This is a genomic window from uncultured Chryseobacterium sp., assembly GCF_913776365.1.
Lineage (GTDB): Bacteria > Bacteroidota > Bacteroidia > Flavobacteriales > Weeksellaceae > Chryseobacterium.
This window is the reverse complement of the sequence record NZ_CAJYMO010000159.1, coordinates 1-18,218: the sequence shown is the minus strand read 5'-3', so window position 1 is coordinate 18,218 and position 18,218 is coordinate 1. Positions and strand designations below refer to the sequence as shown.

Sequence of the window (18,218 nt, the reverse complement as noted above, 5' to 3'; positions counted from 1 at the left end):
CGCCCAATGTTTTCCTGATGGCTACCTCTTTCAGTTTCTGGCCGATAATCAGTGAGGAAAGGGCGAACAGTCCCAGCAGTGCCACCAGGAGGACCATGGCATTGAGGATGGTAAAAAGCGTCTGCTGTTTCTGGTAGGTTTCAAAAGTTTTCGCAAATTCTTTATCTACAAAATAGGACTGGATGGGATAGCCGGGTTCAGCCGTATTCTGCCAGTAGGCTTTGATTCTCTTTACCGTTCCCTCTATATCATCTGCATTAATTTTCAGTTGAATGCTATTCACATTTGTTCTTACCCATGGCGTTTCCAGGTAATGAAAGAAGATGACCGGTTCTATTTCAGTATTGAGTCCGCGGATGTTATGGTCTTTTACAATACCTACGATATGATAAGGCGTCTTGCTGTCAAAGCCCGTCATGAATTCTCTGCGTAAGGCTTCTTCATCCGTCCATCCGAACTTTTTCACGAATGCCTCGTTCACTAGGACATTATTAATGGTATCGGAGGCCATTTCAGGATTCAGCCACCGGCCTTTAATGAGCGGTACCCCGATAAACCGGAGATAGTTGTAATCCATAGCGCCGTTCTGTGCATTAAAGCTTTTGCCTTTATATATCATATTGGTAAAATTGTAGCTGGAGCTGCCGGGAACAGCTTCTCCGTAAGAAACAGCTTCAACACCGGATATTTTCAGCATCTCGGTTTTCAGCCTTTCATATTTTGTCCAGGGCTTTTTATGGCTGTAATCGCTGAAGTTAATCTGTAAAATCTGCTTCCCGTTAAACCCCAGATCTTTGTTCATCATATAGCGCACCTGCTGATGAACGGTAATTGATCCGATGATAAAGAACGAGGAAATAATAAGCTGTAACGTCAGGATCCCGTTTCGGAGCCAGATTCCCTGCCTGCTTCGCGTAAAATTTCCTTTCAGGGTTTCAATGGCATTAAATCCGGAAAGATAGAGAGCCGGGGCTAGGCCGGAAATCAGGGTGATAAAAATGATCATGGCAAAAGAATAGAAGTATACAGGCCAGTTATGGAAGACAATTTTTTTATTGAAAAATGCATTGAAAGCAGGCAACAGCAGTTCCGTTAATGCCAGGGACAAGATATAGGAGGCCAGACAAATAATGAAAGTTTCGGTAAGGAACTGCATGGCCAGCAAAAACCGCGAGCTCCCGATGGCTTTCCGTATCCCCGTTTCTTTGGCACGTTGCGAGGCCTGTGCTGTTTTAAGATTAATAAAATTAATGGCTGACAAAAGCACAATAAGCAGGGAAAGAATAAAAAGAATGAAGATCGTTTTGAAATCCGGGCTGTTAAACCAGGTTGCCTTTGCATGAAGATTCATTTGATCGAGAGGGGTGAGCAGGGATGATGCAGGTCCGTAGGTATCGATAAACTGCTGAGGGGTAAGCCCTGTTTTCCCGGATGCAGTTTTTGCCCTTGCGGTAATGATGTCCTTGAATTTTCTTTCAAAAACCTCAGGTCCCGTACCTTTTTTCAGCATGAAAAAACAGAGATAGCTGAAGTTTCCCCATTGGTCTTTTTCAATATTGATCTGTTCTACAGGATTGATCACAAAATCCGGCCGGATCTGTGTGTTCTCCCGTGGCAGCTCATAGACTGCCGTTACAATAAAATCACGGTTGTCAAGCCGGAGACGTTCTCCCGCAACATCTGTTTTTCCGAATATATTGTTGGCCGTTTCCGATGAAATGGCGATGTCGTAGGCATTCCGTAAAGCATTGCTGTAACTGCCGGAAACAATCCTGAAAGGGAAAAATTTGAAAAATCGGTCCGAAGCAGAATACCCGTTCCGCTGATAGGCTTTCCCATATTTTGAAGTGATCTGATAAGCTGCGGCCGTATTGTTCAGTACTACGAAATCGTCTACTTCAGGAATAGTCTCTGCGGCACGCTTGGCAAAAGGATACGGGATGCTGCTTCCGTAAGATTTTTCTTTATTGAAATAGGACTGGAAAAAATAAATCCGGTCCTTCTCCGGGTTCCATTTTTCGTAGGATTCCTCGTCATTCCAGTGCATCAGGATGAGCATAAAGCCGGTAAGCCCGATGGTCATTCCGAAAAGATTGATCAGCGTGGACAGCCAGTTTTTTTTATAATTGATGAAAGCGATCTTGAGCCAGTTGTATAACATAGTTTTGATTTTCAGATTAAAAGTCAGATGCCTGATGACGCATATCATATGCTTCAGGAAAAATCAGGGATTTAATAGTAGGGTCACTCATATTTCAGGTATTTCACCAGATCTACTTTCGTGGCCTGCCGGGCTTTGATGCTGACTACGGCAAATGTCAGGACCAGCAGGGAAGTAAGGCTTACCAGAAACGGGAAAACCGGCATATCAATCCTGTAGGCAAAATCTTTCAGCCATTCGTTCATCAGGTAATAGCTGACGGGCATGCTGATGAGGACGGCAGCCATTGTAATCAGGAGGAACTGTTTTGTCAGTCCGAAAATCAGGTCTCCGTCTGATGCGCCCAATGTTTTCCTGATGGCTACCTCTTTCAGTTTCTGGCCGATAATCAGTGAGGAAAGGGCGAACAGTCCCAGCAGTGCCACCATCAGGACCATGGCATTGAGGATGGTAAAAAGCGTCTGCTGTTTCTGGTAGGTTTCAAAAGTTTTCGCAAATTCTTTATCCACGAAATAGGCCTGAATGGGATAGCCGGGTTCTGCATGATTCTGCCAGTAGGCTTTGATTCTCTTTACCGTGCCTTCCATATCATCTGCATTGATTTTCAGCTGGATGTTATAGACATTGTATCTTTTCCAGTCCGTCGCCCGGTAATGGAAGAAAACCATTGGGTTTACTTCGGATTTCAGGCTCTTGATATTGAAATCTTTTACGATTCCCACAATATGATACGGCTTGTTATCAAAGCCGGGACGGAACTCGTTTTTCAATGCCTCGTCATTGGTCCAGCCGAATTTTTTTACGAAGGTTTCATTTACAAGCACATTATTGAGGGTATCTGATGACAACTTCGGATCCAGCCAGCGCCCCTTCAGAAGTTTGATTCCCATAAACCTGAGATAATCGTAGTCCATCGAACCATGCTGGGCAAGGATGCTTTTCTGCCTCCAGTCCATATTGGAATCGCTGTACCTGAAGGTACCCGGGACAGCCTCCCCATATGATATACCGGCAACGCCCGGAATCTTTTTCATTTCATTTTTAAGCCGTTCGTATTTTATCCACGGCTTGGGACTGTTTTCGCTGAAAAAAATCATAAATACCTGCTTACCATTGTAGCCAAGGTCCTTACTCATCATATATGTGACCTGCCGGTTTACAATAATTCCACCGATGATAAAGAATGACGAAATCATCAGTTGCAGGATGAGGATTCCATTCCTCAGCCATATGCCGTTGCGGCTTCTCGAGAAATTTCCTTTTAGCGTTTCTATAGCTTTAAAGTGGGTAAGGTAGAGGGCCGGAGCCAACCCCGAAACCAGTGTGATGGCCATAACCATCAGAAAGGAATATAGATGCACATGCCAGTTATTCAGGCTGATTTCCTTGTCAAAAAACCTGTTGAACTCAGGAAGCAGGAGCTCAGTAAGAGCTAAAGACAGAAGATAGGATGCAAAACAAATCACAAAAGCCTCAAGTAAAAACTGGGCTATCAATCCCGTTTTCGTACTTCCTATCGCTTTCCTTACTCCTACCTCTTTGGCACGCTGCGAGGCCTGTGCAGTTTTAAGATTGATGAAATTGATGGCGGATAAAATCACGATCAGGACCGAAAGGGTGAAGAGGATGATAATCATTTTAAAATCCCCGCCCTGGAACCAGTACGCTTTTGCGTGGAGATTCAGCTGGTCGAGAGGAGTCAGCAGGCTGTCCTGCGGACCATAGAGTTCCAGATATTTCTGAGGGGTGATGCCTGCTCCCCGGGCACTGATCTGAGCACGGTATTTAAAAACATCTTTTAATAATTTCTGTTGCACTTTATCAGGGTCTGCATTCCTGTCAAGCATGAAGAAACAGCCGTAATTGAAGGCTCCCCATTCATCCTTGTCATATTTGATCTGATCATAAGCCAGTGTAATGAACTCCGGTTTTATAAGGCTGTTTTCTTGCGGCAGCTCGTAGACGGCAGTAATGATATAATCTCTGTTGTCAAACCTTACGGTTTCGCCGGCAACATCTGTTTTCCCGAACAGGTTTTTTGCCGCGTCCTTGGAGAGTGCCAGGGAATTCTCTTTCGTCAGGGCGTGTTTAAAGCTGCCTGCAACACGTTTAAACGGGAAAAAATGAAAGAAATGCCCGGAAACGGACATCCCTCCGAACTGGTAGGCGGTTTTATATCGGGTGGTCATTTTAAAAGCCGTCCCCGCACTGCTGAACAGGACAAAATCCTTGACTTCCGGAATCACTTTTGTTGCACGTTCAGCAATGGGATAGGAAATACTGCTGCCGTAGAGGTTGTCTTTTTTATTATAGTTTTGAAACCCGTAAATCCGGTCCTTTTCCGGGTTCCATTTTTCATAGGATTCTTCGTCATTCCAGTGCATCAGGATGAGCATAAAGCCGGTAAGCCCAACGGTCATTCCGAAAAGATTGATCAGGGTGGACAGCCCGTTTTTTTTATAATTGATGAAAGCGATCTTGAGCCAGTTATGGAGCATTGCGGTTATTGGGAATTAATAATGGGAATAAATGCCATTCTTTAAAAACCCTGCAGGCCACTGAACCTGCAGGGTTGGCACTATATGAAATAATGATTGATTGTCTGTTCCATGGCAATCCGGGACGTACTTTTGAAACGGCTGAAAGATAAAGTGTTTTCATTTTTTTGATTTCCGGTTACTGAAGTTCCCGGGCCTTTCGTAAAAAGATAACATACGCTTCCGGATAGTTCCTGTTTAGTTTTGTTTATTCGAAATTGCGGGCTTCCGCTTTTTCAAAAACGTCTTTCCGCTGTTCCGTATGTTCCTGTGAGAAGATTTCACCGTCTTTCATGGTAACGATCCTGGACGCATAGCCGGCGTCATAAGAAGAATGGGTAACCATCGCAATGGTGGATCCTTCGCGGTGCAGCTCTGCCAGCAGGTTCATGACTTCGTTGCCGTTGGTACTGTCCAGGTTCCCGGTAGGCTCATCGGCAAGGATCAGCTTTGGTCTGGTTACCAGGGCCCTGGCAACGGCCGCCCTTTGTTGCTGCCCTCCCGAAAGCTGTTGCGGGTAATGTTTTGCCCGGTGTGAAATATTGATCTTTTCCATCATCTCTGTTACCCTCTTTTTTCTTTCCGCAGAGGATACATGGTTGTATAGCAAAGGGAGCTCAATGTTTTCGTAGACCGTCAGTTCATCGATCAGGTTGAAATTCTGAAAAATAAATCCGATATTTTTCTTGCTGATCTCCGACTTTTTCTTTTCGCGGAGTCCTACGGTTTCGGTTCCGGCAAACTGATAGGATCCGGAAGAAGCACTGTCCAGCAAGCCGAGAATATTGAGGAACGTGGATTTTCCACAGCCCGAAGGGCCCATAATTGCTACGAATTCACCTTCTTTGATGTGCAGGCTGACATCATTGAGCGCGTTGGTCTGAACATCTTCGGTTTTGTAGATTCTGGAAAGGTTTTGAATGTTTATCATTGTTATGTATTTTTAATTCTGTTATGTATTGGGTTAAGGGTTCCAGCGGGTAACGGTGTAATGAAAATCAGTATTTTTATTGACTGATACTTCTATATTCTGACCTTCCGCAAAACCGCTGACTTTGCCTTCTGTCTGCCAGTTTCCTCTGGTAAATTTAAATTTTAAATCCGGGAAGGTCATGAAAGTAATCTGCCTTGTGGTACTGCCTGTTGCTGTAAGCCTGATTTTCTGTGGATTCCAGTTGCCTGTAGCTGACTGATTGCCTGTAATATAAACATCGCCGCTGTTGAGAGGAACGGTAACGGTAAGCGTAACGGAATATTTTTCAACGGGCATATGGAGCCTTTCCCTTACGCTTTTCACGCTTGTTTCATCCAGGACATCCAGCAGCCGGGGAATAAAGTCCTTAAAAGCTTTGTACTTTTCCCTATTGTTCTCATACGCCTGTATTTTCTTTTCAAAATCAGGGATCAGGACAAAATAATTTTCTTTGATGTGCCGGTCCCTGAGTATTCCGGCAAGGCTCCCGTTGCCATCGGCCAGGGCAATCCGTATTTCTCCGGTTCTTACGATATGCTCGGCAACACACGACGGCCAGTAAGAATAGCCCTGTCCTCCCATTTTATCAGTAAGGGCCTCGGACATCAGCGTGCTGCTCCGGTTGATCCTTTCCTCATATGGAACCAGATATTGGTTGACAAAAGCATGGCCGAATTCGTGGGTGATCAGGAAGCGGGTGGTCTCCAGATGGTTGAACCCGAATTCTTTATAATCACCTGTTCTCTTTTTCTTACCCAACGGCAGGTAGGCACTGCTGATCATATTGGCAATTTTACCTTTGCCAGACCTGATCATAGGTCCGTTGCCATGCCAGAATACATGGCTGTAAGGTACTGCATCAAAAGGATTAATGTAAAACCGGTAGGCCATGAATTTCTCACCGTAATAATGTTCCATTTTCTCCATATAGGAAGCCGGTATGTTTTTCCTGACTTCATCCTTTGCTCCTTTCAGAAAATATTGCTGGTTCCGGAAGAAATTCCCGAGGTTTCTCTGGACATAGAATTTTCTTAACTGTTCTGCAAATTTTTCAGCCGCTGCTTTTTTCAGCGGATCACTTTCCTCAATAGCATACGCATATCCTTTTGCCGGAAAAACATCATGCTTCAGCAACACCTGGTAAGAGAGATCCTGCTGCTGGCCTACAACTTCAAGATAGTCCTGCATATCCTTTATGATTTGTGAATTATCGTATCTTTCCATTTCCTGATTGGCCAGTGCTGCCATCGGCAGGTAACTGATGTCTCTCTTGCCATCAATATAGAAAAGCTGTCCCTGCTTTCTGGCCACCAGGTATTCTACAATGGAATAAGTGGCAATGTTGGGATTAAATATCACCTCAACACTTCCGGAACGGGCTTTCGCACATGTGGCGGAAGTGAGGAGAGAAAGGCTCAGGCAGAAGCTGCAAAGTATTTTTCCGGCAGTCATTTTTCTTAGGTAATCGTTAGTCTTTTATATAAATGTGATTTCATCAGTCGTTCTTCCGTTCTACCATTTTGTAGTATTCTTAACCGTGCTGCTGCTTCCATAAAAAGTGGCAGTTCCCGGATAAGGCAGACTTCCCTTTGCAAAAGAAAGGTAATTTCCTGTAAAAGAAAGTCTCTCTTCAGTGGATGCAGGTATTTTTCTTTTTCCCCTGTCATCCGGTACGGCCCCCATAAAAGAACGGAGCCGCGGAGAAATACATTGAGCTTTCGGAATCACTGCTGATCCATTCAGGCTCATGATTGTAATGAGGAAGAACAGTATATTTTTCATGATTTTATTTACTTTACATTGTGTTGCGGGATGGAATGTTTGCGTTTGCAAATATTTCTCCGGTGGTGATGAAAGTCTTTCCTTTATCTTTCCGCACCCTGTTATCCGGATCATGCTGCTTTATTTCTGAATATTCAGCACATCGTATTTCTTGAATCCTGAATAATCGGAGGTGATGACTTTTTCCCCCGGTTTCAGCCCGGAAACCACTTCATAATACAAAGGGTTTTCCCTACCGAGGCTGATGGTGCGTTTCTCAGCCTGACTGCCTTTCTGTACGAAAATCCACCTTCCGCCGGTATCCTTGTAGAAGTTTCCTTTCGGGATCATCAGGCTCTGCGTATCGGCAGAAAGCTTCAGTTTCACCCCGAAGGTCATTCCTATTTTCAGGTTTTCTGTTTTCGCCTCTATAAAGTTCAGTTCCACGGAAAATTGTCCGTCTTTTACTTCAGGAAGAATCTTGGTAATGATCACTTCATATTCTTTTCCGTTGTTATCAAGGGTTCCTCTGATTCCCGTGATCAGTTTATTGATATAGTATTCGTCTACCTTGGCAACCAGCTTATAGCCGTCCATCAGGTCTATTTTTCCTATGCTCTGTCCGGTGGCCAGGTTCTGGCCGTTGGAAATGGCAAAGGAGGAAAGTCTTCCGGAAGCCGGGGCGAGGATAAGGAAATTGTTTTTGTTGGAACGCAGGATATGCAGGCTCTTTTCCATTTGCGCAATGGAAGACGAGATGGCTGCATGCTGGGAATTCCGGGACGCACGTTCACCCGCGGCCCCTCTTTCCACGATTGATTTCCTTTGCTTCTGATAATTCAGGTTCTGCAGGGCGACATCATAATCCGTTTTCCTGCCGATCTCTGCATCATACAGCCGTTTCTGAAGATGATAAGTCTGTAAGGCCGTATTATAATCATTCTGCGACTGCAGCAGTTCTTTGTCCTGGCCGGATTCCTGGTTCTTCAGCTCCAGCAGTGAGCTTCTCATCTGGCTGATCTGCTGCATGATTCCCGTTTCCTGATTCAGGTAGCTGAATTCCGTATTCGGGTTATATACCTGGGCGATAGGCTGGCCCTTAACCAGCATCTGCCCGTCTTCGGCAAAAATTTCCTTTACTGCACCCCCTTCCGTCACATTGACCAGGGAGGAATGCAGCGACTGGGTCTGCGCAGTCACCATCAGCATATCTTCAAATTTTCCCTTTGTCACCGCATCAATGCTGATATCTCCGGATGCAATATTGTATGTTTTTTTCTGATGGATGAAATACGATCCGAAGCTGGCGGCCGTAAGCATACCGCCTAAAATAATGAGCACAAATTTCAGTTTGGATTTCTTTTTTACTATTTTCGTATCCATATTAAGATAACACTTTTGCTTACAGGGGATTACACAATGCCGGTGCCATTTGTTTATGAAGCTGTAACTCCCTGTAATCAAGGCCTGACGATATGTAAACGGATTTCTGACTGTTCATTACCGGACACTTTCTGTACGGAAGCGGACAGTTTCAGGAAGAATTGCTTGCCACGAATCCGATGAGGGAAAAAAGAATGAATTTATATTTGGAGCTGATGCATTAAGATAATGGCAAAAAAAATGAAAAGCACAAAACCTGCGGAGAAACAACAGATTGTTCCAGGCAGAAAACCCGGGTCCTGATCTGCCTGATTTTCCCGGACGGCAGAACGGCTGTCCGGAAAAAGGAACTTCATTGGTCCTTCAGAAAAGGAAAAGAACACCGGGAGCATCAGAAACTATTGTAACAACTAAACGGAAATGCGTAAAAAAGAAGCCCATATTTTAATTGTAGATGATGACGAGGATATCCTGTTTTCGGCCAGGGTCTGGCTCAAAAAATTCTTCACGGAAGTCAGCTGTCTCAGCCAGCCTAAAAATATCCTGAAGCTGATGTCCGAAAAACAGGTGGATGCGGTTGTCCTGGATATGAACTTCAGGAAAGGGTTTGAAAACGGGCGGGACGGACTGTACTGGATGCAGGAAATCAGGACCATAGAACCCCGGCTCCCCATTATTCTCATGACTGCCTATGGCGAAGTGGAACTGGCTGTGGAAGCCCTTAAAAACGGCGCTTCCGATTTTATCCTGAAGCCCTGGAACAATGAAAAACTCTATGCATCGGTTAATCTCGCCATCGAGATCTCCCGGAAAAACAGAAAGCTCAGCCAGTGGGAAAACATAAACGCCGGCACCGGAAAATACAGGCTGGAAACGGAGTCGCCCGCTATGCAGGAAATCATGGAGCAGATCGGAAGGGTTTCCGCTACCGATGCCAATGTGCTGCTGCTGGGGGAAAACGGAACCGGAAAATATGTACTGGCGGAGCATATCCATGAGATGTCTGACAGGAAAAACGAACCCTTCGTCCACATTGATCTGGGAAGCCTTTCTGAAAACCTTTTTGAAGCGGAGCTCTTTGGATATAAAAAAGGTGCCTTCACCGATGCGCACCAGGATTACACCGGTAAAATTGAAAACGCCCAGAACGGCACGGTTTTCCTCGACGAAATAGGGAATCTCCCGCTTCAGCTGCAGGCCAAAGTTCTGAGTCTTATCCAGAACAGGAAATTGTCGAGGATAGGAGAGGCCAGGGAACGGCAGCTGGATGTACGGTTCATTTTTGCCACCAATGAAAACCTGAAAAAAGCCGTTTCCGAAAGCCGTTTCCGGAAGGATCTCTATTACAGGATCAACACCGTGGAGCTTCAGATCCCCGGCCTGAAGGAACGGCAGGAAGATATTCCGGCACTGGCTGAATATTTCCTTGAAAAATACCGGCAAAAGTACCATAAACCCGGATTGATGCTTGATGAAACCATGGTTTCCGGACTGCAGCGGTATTCCTGGCCGGGGAACATCCGGGAGCTGGATCACTGCATCGAAAGAAGCGTAATCCTTTCCGGCAACAAAACCCTGAAACTGCTGATGCCGCAGGATGAAGAAGCAGAGAATACCCTTACCAACCTGAACCTGGAAGAAATGGAAGGTTTCCTGATTAAAAAAGCACTGAAAAAGCACCGGGGCAATATTTCAGCGGCGGCAGAAGAACTGGGGCTTTCAAGGGCCGCGCTGTACAGGAGAATGGAAAAGTTCAGGTTATAGACAAAAAGCCGGGCTGTGATGACCTGCATCTGAATTCGGGCAGCTTTTCCGCCTTCCGCTCCCGCTTTTTTCTGCTGTTGCGGAAGAAAAGGGACAACTGCTTACGGCCGGCGCCCCGCAACAGCAGAAAAAGAGCTCCGCTCAAGTCGGGCTGCGGGCTCCCTGCCTTGCAATGGTTTTTCCAGGACAAAAAAAACGGATTAGTAAAAAACAACATGAAAAAACAACAAGGGTACGGGCTCCTTTTTATTCTCCTGGCTTCGGCCGGTGGAGCAGGAGCTCTTCATTTCTTTACTCAGGGTCAACGGATGACTGCGTTTCTGTCTGCGATAGCTGCAACAGGCTTTATCATTCTGGCACGGGCTTCATTTTTATCGGCTCTTCATAAAACCGAGAAGCTGCTGCTGGCCATTCAGAAAAAAGATTTTTCCCTTTTTCCGCAGGCGGAAGGAAGTTCTCTTACTGACAGTGCCGTACAACTGTATCATCAGGCCAGGGAAGAGCATCTCTCACAAACGTCTTACAGGCTCCTGTATGAAGAAATCCTGAACCAGCTGGAAATCGGGCTGATGATTCTTTCGGAAAACAGGAACGGCTGGGAGGTCTTTTACGTAAACCCCGCTTTTCTCGACATCCTGCAGATTCCGAAATACAACAGCTGGAACCTGTATGAAGAGAAAATCCCTGAATTTTACCGGATTATCCATACGTCCGGCTATGGGAACACCCAGGAATTCTTTGATGTCTCTATCAACAGGAACGGCAGGCAACTGTTTTCGCTCAGGACAAAACAGGTAAAAAATGCCAGGCACCATTTCTGCATCATCAGCCTGGAGTCAGTACAGAAAATCATCGAGCAGAAAGAAAAGCTGGCCTGGAACAACCTGATGAAAGTAATTTCCCATGAACTGCTCAATACCCTTACGCCGGTCAACAGCCTCATCCAGAACCTGGAATACATTGCCAACCAGGAAACCATAGAAAAAGAAGACCAGGAAGACATGAAGGAAAGCCTCATGATCATCAGTTCAAAATCGGAGCAGCTGCTGAGCTTCGTAGATGACTACCGGCAGGTAGCGGAACTGCCCAAACCGGTCCTCAGAGAAATATCGCTGTCCGGCGTTGCAGAATCCGCACTCAGGTTCCTGAAACCTGAATTCGATAAAAACGGCATCCGGATTACCGTTTCCTGGGAAGAGCATCATGTTGCAGCCGACCGGAAGATGATCGAACGCTGCCTGATCAATCTTTACCTGAATGCCATCAACGCACTGGCCGGCAGCCCGGAAAAGGAAATCCGCACCGGAATCCGGATGGTGAACAACCGTATTGTCCTGAGTGTGGAAGACAGCGGCGCCGGCATCAGGGAAGAAATCCGGGACAGGATTTTCCTGCCTTTCTTTACCACCCGTGAAAGCGGATCCGGTATCGGGCTTACCCTGAGCAAAAGCATTATGGAGGCACATCATGGCTACCTGAATTACCGGCCGCTGGTACAGGGAAGCCGTTTCGAGGTCTGGTTTGTCAAATGAGGAAGCGCTGATAAGAGAAAGGTACGGTGCAGGTCATGATCCCGGCATATCCTGAGCCTCTTTATCTGCAGTGACTGATGCAGGGAATCGGAGGTGGTGCAATGCCTTTGGTATACCTATCCGGATGCAGGGATAAAACAGAAAAGAAGGCATCCTTTCCTTCTCTTCTGTACTGGTTTTTTTTACGGGATGGTTCCGGATACTTCGAAAATAATTTTTCTGCGGTATCTTATGTTACAATTCCTCCTCAAGGATGGAAACGATACGGTCGATAACGTGCTGTTTCCTGTATTTTTTATGGTAATCGGGTCTTGGCTCGGCAACAATATGGTCGTGCTCTTTGCTGAAAAGTGCGTACAGGTCTATATCAGGATGTTTGTCGATATACCATGACAGAAAACTGAGCGGCATGGCATTTTTTCCGGAAAAATAAAGCTGGATGGATTGTGGGGTCACCCCATAGTCATCAGCAATCTCTTTCATTGTTTCCCCTTTTCCCTTGCTGTACTCCTTGATCTTTTCGTGTATTTTCATTTTCAATAGTTTTTTTTCGTTATTAAATTGGCCTTGTAATAAATTATTACAAATAAATCAATAAATTGTTGTTTTTTGAATATATTTTTGTATCTTTGTCCCGTAAAAGTTTTATAAAAGACACACAAAATTACGAAAAAAGGTTAAACAAAAATGTATTCATGTAAATGAACAGATTGTCGACTCCCCCTAATCAGAGATCGATCAGTGAAATGCACGATTTCATTGAGAAATGGTTACCGGCGCGTTATACCCATTCTGTGAATTTGATTCTCAAAGATGAAAAAAAAGATCCGGCCTATATCAGGCAGGTAAAAAACAGAAAAACAGATGACCGGAAAATTACAGATGCCCTTTACACAGTGGCTAAACTTAACAGACTGCAGGTAGAAAAATAATTCAGTTCCGTTTCTGCCTTATTACAACGAAATAGTACCGTTTGCCCGATGCGGGCAAAATATGTAAAAATTCAATGACTCAGGTTTGGGTTATAGGGTTATTAGTTTGAACGGGCCGGCATAATCACCGGCCGGTTTTTTAATCGTAAACACAATATGAAATCATGGAAAAAAAAGAAATCACCATTACCGAATGCTTTAAATGCGGTACCCGCTATGAAAATTACTTTAACGCTTCCCCATGCTGTAAATCCATTGTGGTGAAAGTAGATGAGCAGGGCAACCGCACCAGCGTCACTTTTCTCAGCGCCCTTTCCTTCCCCCGCACGGAACCGGACAAAGAAAGTATCCTGAAAGAACAGCTTCAGGCAGACATGGATCTGTCCGGCGCCTGAATATATTCATCCACACCGGCCGGATGTGTTTCGGAACCGGTCCTTGCCGGCAGTCTGAGACCGATGTTTCTGATAATTCAGAATCTTAAGGCGAAGCGACCGGGATACCTAAGTCATCAGGGAGCTTTGTATTTTAACCGGATTTTCTCCTGAAAACAATTCCGGCAGCCTGTACTTTATTTTTTTGTGGTACGCCCGTGCGGCAGGATACTTGTATTGATGAACAGGAAAAAACCTGATGGAGTGAAACCAGACCGGTTTTTTCAGCCAGTTTATCATAAAACAACATTTCTAAATCACAAAATATGGGTAAAGTAATAGGGATTCTTGCAGGGAGCCTGCGTAAAGAATCATTTTCAAAAAAAATAGCAAAGAATATTCTCTCATTTGCTCCGGAAGGGTATGAGTTCAAAATCATTTCTTTGGACGGACTGGAAGTCTATAATCAGGATTTCGATGATGAAGGCCGGGTGCCGGAACGCTATACCGTGTTCCGCAACGAAACGAAAGAGGTTGACGGCGTTATTTTTATCACTCCGGAATACAACCGTTCCGTTCCCGGTGTCCTGAAAAATGCGCTGGATATCGGTTCCAGGCCTTACGGACAGAGTGTGTGGGATAAAAAACCGGCTGCCGTTTTCAGCAACTCCCCGGGAAATATTTCCGCATTCGGTGCCAACCACCACCTGAGACAGAGCCTGGTATTCCTGAATATGCCTGCCATGCAGCAGCCCGAAGTATACATAGCCAAAGCCAATGAACTGTTTGATGACAGCGGAGCCCTGAAAGACGGGGATCAGAAAAAATTCATCAGGGAAGCCGTGGAAGCGTACATCAAGTGGTTCGAAAAAACCGCTGAACAGGAATAGAAAGCATTATTCAGTATCAGTAATGGTATACAAAACAACAGCCGGCTTACGTCTCTGTAAGCCGGCTGTTTGCAGTTGTGATCCTGACCTTTAAGGGATAATCCGCTCTTGTTTCAGCTTCTGAAACAGGCCGGTAAAAGAATCTTCCGTACTTTCAAATGCCGTAAAGCCGTATTTCCTGCTTTTGGACATATCCGTCATCACTTCGATGGGCCTTCCCAGATCGAGGTCGGTATGCCACGCGGAGCTGAGCCTGCTGAGGTCGGCTTCCTTCAGCCCGTACTGCTGCGCCATCTTTTGCCAGATTTCCTGCTTTCCTTCCATTTCCTGTTCAAGGGGCCTGACAGAACCGTTGTATCCGTCCGCTTCAATCCCGAAAGAGTCTGCAATTTTTGTCCATAGCCATTTCCACCGGAAAACGTCTCCGTTGGTTACGTTGAACGCTTCATTTCTGGCTTCTTCCGTGGTGGAGGCCCAGATCAGCTGCTTGGCCAGGATTCGGGCACCCGTAACGTCGGATAATCCGTTCCATTGGGCTTCCGATCCCGGCCAGACGAATTTTGCGCCTGTCTCTTTGCAGATGCTGGCATACACGGCCAGGGTAATTCCCATGTTCATCAGGTTTCCGATAGCGTAGCCGATTACTGTGTGCGGGCGGTGGACACTCCATGAAAAGCCATCCCTGGCAGCCGCTTCATAGACTGCATCTTCCTGTGCATAATAAAAGTTGGGATATTCCAGTCTCGGATGCTCTTCCCGCACAGGTGTTTCCGGTAGGGTGCCCTGCTTTGCGTAGGCTTCAAAAGGGCCGAGGTAATGTTTCAGCCCGGTCACCAGTGCCACATGCTGCACCGATTGTTTGGGTGACAGGACGTTAAGAAGGTTCCGTACCATCGTACCATTGACGCGGATATTTTCTTCCTCCGTATCTTTCCGCATCCAGGTGGTAAAGAAAACGTGGGTCGGGGAGAGGTCTTTCAGGGCTTCTGATAAGCTTTCTTCATCCAGCAGATCGGCCTTCACGGGAATCAGTCCCGAAACAGGGGCTGTCTGGTTTCTGGCCAGTCCGTAAGTCGTCCAGTTCTGTGATATCAGTTCTTCGGCAAGGTTGCTGCCCGTAATTCCGGTTGATCCTATGACCAGTGCAATATTTTTCATTGTCTTTATTTTTGTTATTCTGTGTTTTGTTGATCATAACAAAGGTAAAGCGAATATTCAGCCGGAACACTTGACCGGGATCAAGACTTTTTTTAAAACCGGTAGGTTCTACCGCAGCAGAAGCCTCTTCCGGATCCGGCTCACCGTCTCCGGGCTCAGTCCCAGATAAGAAGCAATGAGGCTGTGGGGAATCCTTCTGAACAGTTCCGGGTTGTTCCGTACCAGGGAAAGGTATTTTTCTTCTGCCGTGGATTTGTTGGACACCATCAGCCGCCGGTCTTTCGTCACCAGGCTGTTCTGGTACAGGATCCGGAAATAGCGGTCCATTACCGGGATTTCCAGGGTCAGCCGCTCATAATCCTCAATGCTGATCAGCAGCAGCTCACACTTTTCAACGGCGTCAATATTCAGCACGGCCTTTTCCCGGTTGATAAAACTGTTGAAATCCGAAATCCACCAGCCTTCAAAGGCAAACAGGCTGATCCGGTCCTGGCCTTTTTCATCCCGGGTAAACGATTTCAGGATCCCGTTGCTGACAAACGCAAGGTAACGACAGATTTCCCCTTCCCGCAGCAGGAATTCTTTCCTGGCCAGCTCTTTCGGGAGGAAAAAAGTTTCCAGCCGCCCGGCCTCTTCCGGCTCCAGGCTTACTTTCTCGCGGATGTGCTGTAAGAGGATGTTGAACATGATGATTTTACTGTAATGAAGCAGGGGAGTATTTGAATGCACCGGCATTTATTACAAAAATAGGGAATTGCGGTGACATGTGGCTTTGCTGAAGTTGCTCATTAAGTAACGTGAGTCTGAAATAGAAATCATATTCAGGACAGCCGATCCTGTTCCGGGAATCTTCGGATCATGTTTATTTCTTTTACCAAACGGTACTATTTTTACAAATTGTCCTGAGTTCAGGTCAGTCCAATTAAATGCATTACTTTTCTTTGCTATTTACAATATAATTTTTCCGGTTTTTAACCGTTATTTTTCCGTTTGATGTTTAAAAAGACGCTATGAAAAAAAGAAACGTTCCTCACAAATCAGTTTTGCTGTCAGGGCTGCTGTTTTTATTCCACAGCTGCACGGAGTATGTGCTGATGCGTTACACCAAGACGGACAGCCGTTTTTATGAGCAGAAAATAGAGGCGGGATACCTGGTAAATCATAACCAACCGAACGGTTTCCCTGCCCATTCGCTTCTCGTCCGTTTCAGGGATAAAAAAGAGATACAGGATAAAAAAATCATTTCAGTGACTTCAGTGACCTATGGCAATCTGGAACGCTTTACCAATACAAGAGTTTCTGCCCTAAGTACAGATCATCTGGTATTTATGAAGCCGCTTTCGGAATCCCGGAATAAAACGCTTCAGCACATTCAATCGGATACCATTAAGGTTGTGATAGCGGACGGTAGCAGAACGGAAACCGTATTGTTCTATAACTGAAATGGTGAAATATAACCGGGTGGATTGCTTTATGGATAGTTTGCCTGATTGTATGAGTGGGCATTAAGTATGTTATGTTTACAATTTCAGGGCTGAGTTTGCTTCGTTGTTCCGGCAATCGTTTCCGGATCGGATGAATGATGCAATCCTTTACTGTTTCCGGTTCTTACACCCGGATTCCCAAGGATTTGTTTACGATTTTGCACGCTTGTTTGCACGATTCGAAAATACAGCATAAAAGACATAAAATCAAAAACCTCCGGAATCATTGATTCCGAAGGTTTTAGTACCCAGGACCGGGATCGAACCGGTACTCCTAAGAACTGGTGTTTGAGACCAGCGCGTCTACCAATTCCGCCACCTGGGCCGGTGTAACCATGCTTTTAATTGGTGTGCAAATATAGAAACTTTTGGCAATATCCAAAAGCTTTTTCAGATAATTTTTTTAAAATTCAATTTCCAGTCCGTCGTAGGCCAGGTGCATGCCGGAGGGAAGCAGCGGTTCTTCTGCCTCGTGCAGCCCGAAATGGTGGCTGAGGTGGGTCAGGAACATCTTTTTGGGCCGTACTTCCTCGAACAGGGCGATGGCGTCCGGAAGGATAAAATGTGCCGGATGCGGATCGAACTTCCGGATGCAGTTGATGATCAGGACATCCAGGCCTTTCAGCTTTTCCTTTTCCGCTTCCGGGATGAAGCCGGCATCGGTGACGTAGGCCAGTTTTTTGAACCGGTAGCCAAAAGAGGTGATCTGGTAATGGACCACTTCTACCGGTGTGATTTCCGTATCCAGGACGGTGAATGGCTGGTTTTCGATTTCATGGAGCTCAAAAGCCGGTGCACCGGGATACCGTACATCGGCAAAGGCATACGGAAACCGGGTTTTCACCTCGCCGGCTACCCGGGAGTAACAGTAGAGTGGCATATCTTTCCCGCTCTTGAAGATCAGGGGCCGGATATCGTCGAGACCGATCACATGGTCGTTGTGTTCATGGGTAAGCAGGGTGATATCTACCGAATCCTCGCGGTTCGCCAGCATCTGCTGCCTGAAATCCGGGCCGCAGTCGATCAGTATTTTCCTGTGCTCTTCGGTGGTCACCATGACGGAAGACCGGAGCCTGCTGTCTTTGGGGTTTTCCGAGAGACATACTTCACAGGTACAGCCGATCACCGGCACGCCCTGGGAAGTTCCCGTTCCTAAAAATTTCAACTTCATTTCTTTTGAGGTTGGTTTAATTTTGGTAAATTTACGAAAAATTTAATGTCCTAATGTATCAGAAACTAACTCCTAAACAAAAAGCATTAACAATTAAT

At 45.8% G+C, this 18,218-nt stretch carries 16 protein-coding genes and 1 tRNA gene; 5 read left to right on the top strand and 12 right to left on the bottom strand.

Going from position 1 to position 18,218, the window contains the following annotated elements; all coding sequences use genetic code 11:
• The 7 genes from QZ735_RS07975 to QZ735_RS07945 all read right to left on the bottom strand — a co-directional run.
• On the bottom strand, positions 1-2,161 hold a 2,161-nt coding region (locus QZ735_RS07975; protein WP_294246614.1), incomplete at its 3' end, for an ABC transporter permease.
• Between the two features lie 83 nt (positions 2,162-2,244).
• On the bottom strand, positions 2,245-4,659 hold the full coding sequence (locus QZ735_RS07970) for an FtsX-like permease family protein (RefSeq protein ID WP_294246610.1): 2,415 nt from the start codon (positions 4,657-4,659) through the stop codon (positions 2,245-2,247).
• Positions 4,649-4,822 carry a hypothetical protein gene (locus tag QZ735_RS07965; RefSeq protein WP_294246608.1) on the bottom strand — a complete coding sequence of 58 codons (174 nt, stop codon included), beginning with the start codon at positions 4,820-4,822 and terminating at the stop codon, positions 4,649-4,651. Before QZ735_RS07965 ends, QZ735_RS07970 begins: the two co-directional genes overlap by 11 nt.
• Positions 4,823-4,906: 84 nt before the next feature.
• Positions 4,907-5,629, bottom strand: coding sequence for an ABC transporter ATP-binding protein (locus tag QZ735_RS07960; protein ID WP_294246605.1), 723 nt, complete (start codon positions 5,627-5,629; stop codon positions 4,907-4,909).
• A 33-nt stretch (positions 5,630-5,662) separates the two neighbouring features.
• Complete coding sequence (locus tag QZ735_RS07955) at positions 5,663-7,123, bottom strand: DUF4932 domain-containing protein (RefSeq protein WP_294246603.1); 1,461 nt, start codon at positions 7,121-7,123, stop codon at positions 5,663-5,665.
• 60 nt (positions 7,124-7,183) lie between these two features.
• The gene (locus tag QZ735_RS07950; RefSeq protein WP_294246598.1) at positions 7,184-7,453 is read right to left on the bottom strand and encodes a hypothetical protein; all 270 of its coding nucleotides are present in this window, start codon (positions 7,451-7,453) and stop codon (positions 7,184-7,186) included.
• Between the two features lie 120 nt (positions 7,454-7,573).
• Entirely contained in the window at positions 7,574-8,815 is a 1,242-nt protein-coding gene (locus QZ735_RS07945) for an efflux RND transporter periplasmic adaptor subunit (RefSeq protein ID WP_294246595.1), read from the bottom strand.
• A 420-nt stretch (positions 8,816-9,235) separates the two neighbouring features.
• Between QZ735_RS07945 and QZ735_RS07940 the strand changes: the two genes are divergently transcribed.
• Together QZ735_RS07940 and QZ735_RS07935 are read left to right on the top strand one after the other, a co-directional pair.
• Entirely contained in the window at positions 9,236-10,579 is a 1,344-nt protein-coding gene (locus tag QZ735_RS07940) for a sigma-54 dependent transcriptional regulator (protein ID WP_294246592.1), read from the top strand.
• Between the two features lie 215 nt (positions 10,580-10,794).
• Entirely contained in the window at positions 10,795-12,111 is a 1,317-nt protein-coding gene (locus tag QZ735_RS07935; protein ID WP_294246588.1) for an ATP-binding protein, read from the top strand.
• 234 nt (positions 12,112-12,345) lie between these two features.
• Here QZ735_RS07935 and QZ735_RS07930 read toward each other — a convergent pair whose 3' ends face one another.
• Positions 12,346-12,645 carry a helix-turn-helix transcriptional regulator gene (locus QZ735_RS07930; RefSeq protein ID WP_294246586.1) on the bottom strand — a complete coding sequence of 100 codons (300 nt, stop codon included), beginning with the start codon at positions 12,643-12,645 and terminating at the stop codon, positions 12,346-12,348.
• Between the two features lie 562 nt (positions 12,646-13,207).
• On the opposite strand from QZ735_RS07930, the gene QZ735_RS07925 reads away from it, so the two are divergent.
• Together QZ735_RS07925 and QZ735_RS07920 are read left to right on the top strand one after the other, a co-directional pair.
• Positions 13,208-13,438 carry a hypothetical protein gene (locus QZ735_RS07925; protein ID WP_294246585.1) on the top strand — a complete coding sequence of 77 codons (231 nt, stop codon included), beginning with the start codon at positions 13,208-13,210 and terminating at the stop codon, positions 13,436-13,438.
• A gap of 305 nt (positions 13,439-13,743) precedes the next feature.
• Complete coding sequence (locus QZ735_RS07920; protein WP_294246582.1) at positions 13,744-14,307, top strand: NADPH-dependent FMN reductase; 564 nt, start codon at positions 13,744-13,746, stop codon at positions 14,305-14,307.
• 90 nt (positions 14,308-14,397) lie between these two features.
• Here the strand turns inward: QZ735_RS07920 and QZ735_RS07915 are convergent, their stop codons facing one another.
• Together QZ735_RS07915 and QZ735_RS07910 are read right to left on the bottom strand one after the other, a co-directional pair.
• Positions 14,398-15,465: an SDR family oxidoreductase gene (locus tag QZ735_RS07915; protein WP_294246579.1), complete on the bottom strand. Its 1,068-nt coding sequence runs from the start codon at positions 15,463-15,465 to the stop codon at positions 14,398-14,400.
• Positions 15,466-15,573: 108 nt separating this feature from the next.
• Complete coding sequence (locus QZ735_RS07910; protein WP_294246575.1) at positions 15,574-16,152, bottom strand: Crp/Fnr family transcriptional regulator; 579 nt, start codon at positions 16,150-16,152, stop codon at positions 15,574-15,576.
• 323 nt (positions 16,153-16,475) lie between these two features.
• Here QZ735_RS07910 and QZ735_RS07905 point away from each other — a divergent pair, with 323 nt between their 5' ends.
• On the top strand, positions 16,476-16,907 hold the full coding sequence (locus QZ735_RS07905; protein ID WP_294246573.1) for a hypothetical protein: 432 nt from the start codon (positions 16,476-16,478) through the stop codon (positions 16,905-16,907).
• Between the two features lie 287 nt (positions 16,908-17,194).
• On the opposite strand, the gene QZ735_RS07900 is transcribed toward QZ735_RS07905, so the two are convergent.
• Positions 17,195-17,274: transfer RNA gene (locus tag QZ735_RS07900), tRNA-Leu, on the bottom strand.
• Between the two features lie 78 nt (positions 17,275-17,352).
• The gene (locus tag QZ735_RS07895; RefSeq protein WP_294246571.1) at positions 17,353-18,120 is read right to left on the bottom strand and encodes an MBL fold metallo-hydrolase; all 768 of its coding nucleotides are present in this window, start codon (positions 18,118-18,120) and stop codon (positions 17,353-17,355) included.
• Positions 18,121-18,218 lie beyond the last annotated feature (98 nt).